The sequence below is a fragment of the Lutispora sp. genome (assembly GCF_041687175.1).
Classification (GTDB): domain Bacteria; phylum Bacillota; class Clostridia; order Lutisporales; family Lutisporaceae; genus Lutispora.
The window spans coordinates 1-4,106 of record NZ_JAWLCK010000180.1 but is presented as its reverse complement, the minus strand read 5'-3'; the positions used below and the strand labels follow the sequence as shown (position 1 = coordinate 4,106).

Below are 4,106 nucleotides of genomic sequence, written 5' to 3'. Positions count from 1 at the left end.
TTTTTCATCTGGTTTACATTATTTTTATTGTGGGATTTGCCAGTAGCGAAGGGTTTCCCTTAAATCTTTTCGGAGGCCTGGTTGGAGCACTATTGTTTTTTGCCAATCATCTATACTCGTATCTTTTTTATAAGGATGTGGATGAAGGTTTAACAGAAACTGAACCCGGCAAAACTAAAGGATCTACAGCAGTCAGTATCGCTGATATTTTTAGCAAACCCTACACCAGGATTTTCCCGATCCATTTAACGATTATGGCAGGAGCAGCTATCAGCCATTTCATAGCTGAAGGTTCATTCCAAAATATATTTATCCTCTTGATTTTTATGGGCTTAAAAACTTTTATGGACGTAATAGCTCATAAAAATAAACATAAGCAGTTAATTTTTAAAGATAACTTATAAGGTAAGACCTTTAATGAACTCTACTTGCTAAGTTCTGCGATTATTTCTTCTATATCTGGCTGCAATATTTATTTCATTGCGCTTTATAAACCCAATTTTGATCTTTGATGATTACCTTGTAGGATGCTTTTTCAACAGCTATGATCATCAACTCTTTAGGTCATTATACATCATTAAACAAAATGCCCCAGATGCAACAATTATAATGTCTGGGATTGTCCAGAGAAGAAAAGATTTATTAGTGAAGAAGGTGAATTTTAGGGAAAGCTTGAAATTAAACCATATAGTAAATGCTATCCTAATTATTCATAGAGAAAGCTGTATTTTTTGCGGACGCTTGAAATACTAAATATATTTCTTTTGCAGTTTGCCGGCAACAATTGTCAACTGTTATAAGGGAGGTTTTCAGATGCTATCAGTTTGAGGAACATCAGAAATCTATTCAAGAAAGAGTAGCTTGTCTAAGGAGCAAAAGGGCCAAGCATGCAGATATAGATGAAGATGAATGAATTTGAATTAAGAGAGTGGTCAAGTGTCATCCCCAGTTGATCCTGGAGATCTTAAACCGACTTGATGGAGGTATTTCATATCATGCTTACACGAACTATTGACACTTGGATAGATATTGAGGCATCCCCTGATAGCATTTGGGAGGTGTTAGTAGATTTTTCAAAATGGAGCATCTGGAATTCTTTCATTCCACTAGTAGAAGGCAAACTAGAAAAAGGTCAGACACTAAAGATTCAGGTTTGTCCGCCTGGCCTGAAAGCAATGACCTTCCAACCAAAGATATTTAGTCTCATAGAAAATAAAGAGATAGTTTGGGGAGGGAGTTTTCTTTGGATAGTCTACAGAGGAGAGCATTTATTTCTTCTTGAACCGTTTAATGAAAATCGTACAAGATTTCGGCAAATAGAACGATTTCATGGCCCTATGGTTTTATTTATGGCTTCAATGATTAAAAAAACCGAAAAAGGTTATCATCAAATGAATATTGCATTGAAGAATCGAGTTGAAGAAGTGAATGAGTTTAAGTAAAAATCTCCTGAGTTTAAAAGAATAGTGAGGCATTTATATGAGTAAATTAAAACTACTATCTTTCATATTAAAATCAAGCGGCATGACTAAGATTTTATCCAGCTTTTTAGTCTTTTTTCTTTTTTCAGCAATTATTATATGGTTTGTCGATTCTAATGTAAAAAGCTTCTTCGATGCAATTTGGTTTTGCTTTGCTGTTGTTACAACAATCGGTTTTGGTGATATTGTTGTAACAAGCCTTGTCGCAAGGATAGTAGCTATTATTCTTGCTGTGTATGGGATATTAGTTATTGCAATTATAACGGGAATTATTGTTTACTACATATCCGAAATACTTAAAATCAAAGGAACAAAAAGTGTCTCACAGTTTTTATTTGATCTAAACAATTTGGAAAAACTTTCACAGGAAGAGCTCAAGGAATTATCTGCCAGGATAAAAAAGACCCATACAGATAAATAAAAGCCAAGTCATCATCTTATGCAAGAGATTTCAAGCATTTATAATCATTAACGCCATCATTTCGAGCGGTTCGGATTGAATGCGAACATATTATAGAGTCGAGTATCTATAGAACAGTGCTACCTTTTATAGAATAAACATATTTCCCAACTTACCTGAATGCATAGGGAGGGTTTTATGTGTCTAATTATCTCTATGAAGAAAAGCTGTTTTCAAGGATCAATGCAGTTATATTTGTTTTAATAGTAGGGCTTTTGCTTTATGCTCTTATCTATCAGCTTCTTGTAGAACCGTTGGGAACGAATCCTGCTCCTAATGAATTTTTATTTTTTATGATCCTTCTTTTTGCTTTTATAGGAATCAATTTTTGCACCTTAAGGATTACTATCGATTACCAGGATGTAACCGTTGGATACGGTATTATTAATAAAAGTATCCCGAGAGAAGAAATTGAAAAGTGCTACCTGGATGAAACTAAAGCAATCCGCTATGGCGGCTGGGGCATCAGGATTGGCAGAGTAGAGGGCAAATGGCGTTTAATCTATAACACGGTAGGAAATCCCAGGGTAGTTGTAGTATTAAGAAACAGGTGGTATCAAGAATTTGTTTTCTCTACCCGTAACCCTAAGGAAATAATCAAGCTTCTTAATTGACAATAGACCACGGAAAAAGGAGTGATTAAATATGCAGTTTGTTGGGTTATTGGCTCCGATTGCTTTTGTCTTTGCCCTGGCGGCACTGGTGCAGGTCGGGTCTTTAAGAAAAGAAGTGGAGCAGTTAAAGGCAGAATTAAATAAGCCTTAATATCATTAAAACACCATACTATCGAGGAAGGGGTAAATGAGATGCAGTGCCTGGTATTCAGCTTATGGTTTACTGTAATTCATGCTCTAGCCTACACTTTAGCTGGTATGCTGGCGTTGCGGATTAGTAAAGATATTTATGAAGGCAAGAGCCGTTTAATGGACTATCTCAGGGATATGTCTGATGAAAAAGAAAGCAAGCACGTGCAAAAATGGTTTATACCAGGGCAGATTGTGCGGGGGCTATTATTGTCGATAATCCTATATCCCATATTGGTTCCGTTGGGAGAGCTGTCTTTTGGTGTACGGTTTTTATTTTTTACAGGGTTAATGTTCATATATACTCATCTGGCTTGTGCTGCCCCCTGTTCGGATAATATCGAAGGACTAATCTATTTGAAAGAACGCTATATAAACAGAACTTTATTCTTAAAATTCCACTTTGAGATGATTATTTATAGCGTGATATTAGGGTTTTTTGTCAGCTTCTTTCTTTTCTAGTACATCTATTTAAAACATTGGAGGCTATAAGTTGAACAAGTACGAATATAAGTGAGTTTTCAGGTAATTCAGTTCTCAGGCATAATGGAACAAAAACCTACTGTAAATAAGGATAACCCAATTGGAATCAATGTTATCAAGGCTGAACGAAATTGCCAGTACACCTATACGATCGTTTAATATTAATTTTCTTCCTCAAAGATAAACACATCTTCTATTTTACTTTCCAAGGCTTTGGATATTTTATAAGCTAGCAGTAAAGACAAATTATATTTTCCCTTCTCAATATGACCGATTGTCTCTCTACGCACTCCGACTTTATTGGCAAGTTGTTCCTGGGTTAAGTCGTGTCTGGCCCGTAGTTCTTTCATGCGGGTCTTAAAAGTGACCTTCACCGCATATCCCCTCTTTTCTCATAGATGTTAAAAGAGAGGACAAAGGTTAGGATCTGGATGATAAATAAAACGGCGAAAAAGGTCGCAAAAAAAGCAAGCATTGCTTCCATTGAGTCAATAAAAGAGACAGCGATTACCGCAACAGGAAATCCTAACAGGGAGACAATGAAAGCATTCAAACCTGCCCGTGCCAGGTTGTGTCTTAGCATTTCATCATCTGTATGACGGGCAAGTCCGAAGAAACCAAAGAAACCGAAGAAGCCATAAAAACCTGTATTACCAGTTATTAACCCCAGTAACCCTAACAGACCTACCAAACCCAGAAAGCGTATTGGATTTTTTTGCATTGATAAAACCTCCTAATGTTAGATATTTAAAGCATAAAATTATATATAAATATTATTATGTTATATATATATATCATATTTAAAATAATAACGCAACCCCTTCAAAAAAATTTTCACGTGACAATGGTCTATTAACAAAGGTAGGTATATGTTTTTCA

At 35.7% G+C, this 4,106-nt stretch carries 8 protein-coding genes; 6 read left to right on the top strand and 2 right to left on the bottom strand.

The window, feature by feature from the left end:
• The 6 genes from ACESM9_RS14790 to ACESM9_RS14765 all read left to right on the top strand — a co-directional run.
• Positions 1-404, top strand: a 404-nt coding sequence (locus tag ACESM9_RS14790; RefSeq protein WP_373000424.1) for a DUF6498-containing protein, incomplete at its 5' end; no start/stop codon positions are given.
• Between the two features lie 380 nt (positions 405-784).
• Positions 785-913 (top strand): hypothetical protein, encoded by a 129-nt coding sequence (locus tag ACESM9_RS14785; protein WP_373000421.1) that lies wholly within the window; start codon positions 785-787, stop codon positions 911-913.
• Between the two features lie 82 nt (positions 914-995).
• Complete coding sequence (locus tag ACESM9_RS14780) at positions 996-1,442, top strand: SRPBCC domain-containing protein (RefSeq protein ID WP_373000417.1); 447 nt, start codon at positions 996-998, stop codon at positions 1,440-1,442.
• Between the two features lie 37 nt (positions 1,443-1,479).
• Complete coding sequence (locus ACESM9_RS14775; RefSeq protein WP_373000414.1) at positions 1,480-1,902, top strand: potassium channel family protein; 423 nt, start codon at positions 1,480-1,482, stop codon at positions 1,900-1,902.
• A gap of 179 nt (positions 1,903-2,081) precedes the next feature.
• Complete coding sequence (locus ACESM9_RS14770) at positions 2,082-2,555, top strand: hypothetical protein (RefSeq protein WP_373000411.1); 474 nt, start codon at positions 2,082-2,084, stop codon at positions 2,553-2,555.
• A 192-nt stretch (positions 2,556-2,747) separates the two neighbouring features.
• Positions 2,748-3,206 (top strand): hypothetical protein, encoded by a 459-nt coding sequence (locus ACESM9_RS14765; protein ID WP_373000408.1) that lies wholly within the window; start codon positions 2,748-2,750, stop codon positions 3,204-3,206.
• A gap of 182 nt (positions 3,207-3,388) precedes the next feature.
• Here the strand turns inward: ACESM9_RS14765 and ACESM9_RS14760 are convergent, their stop codons facing one another.
• Positions 3,389-3,577, bottom strand: coding sequence for a helix-turn-helix transcriptional regulator (locus tag ACESM9_RS14760; protein ID WP_373000405.1), 189 nt, complete (start codon positions 3,575-3,577; stop codon positions 3,389-3,391).
• Between the two features lie 20 nt (positions 3,578-3,597).
• Positions 3,598-3,948 (bottom strand): DUF3796 domain-containing protein, encoded by a 351-nt coding sequence (locus ACESM9_RS14755; protein WP_373000402.1) that lies wholly within the window; start codon positions 3,946-3,948, stop codon positions 3,598-3,600.
• Between the last annotated feature and the right edge of the window lie 158 nt (positions 3,949-4,106).

Excerpts from the sequence above, each read along its gene's own strand:
- ACESM9_RS14780 (WP_373000417.1), top strand. The coding sequence starts at position 996 with ATGCTTACACGAACTATTGACACTTGGATAGATATTGAGGCATCCCCT.
- ACESM9_RS14775 (WP_373000414.1), top strand. The coding sequence starts at position 1,480 with ATGAGTAAATTAAAACTACTATCTTTCATATTAAAATCAAGCGGCATG.
- ACESM9_RS14765 (WP_373000408.1), top strand. The coding sequence starts at position 2,748 with ATGCAGTGCCTGGTATTCAGCTTATGGTTTACTGTAATTCATGCTCTA.
- ACESM9_RS14760 (WP_373000405.1), bottom strand. The coding sequence starts at position 3,577 with ATGAAAGAACTACGGGCCAGACACGACTTAACCCAGGAACAACTTGCC.
- ACESM9_RS14755 (WP_373000402.1), bottom strand. The coding sequence starts at position 3,948 with ATGCAAAAAAATCCAATACGCTTTCTGGGTTTGGTAGGTCTGTTAGGG.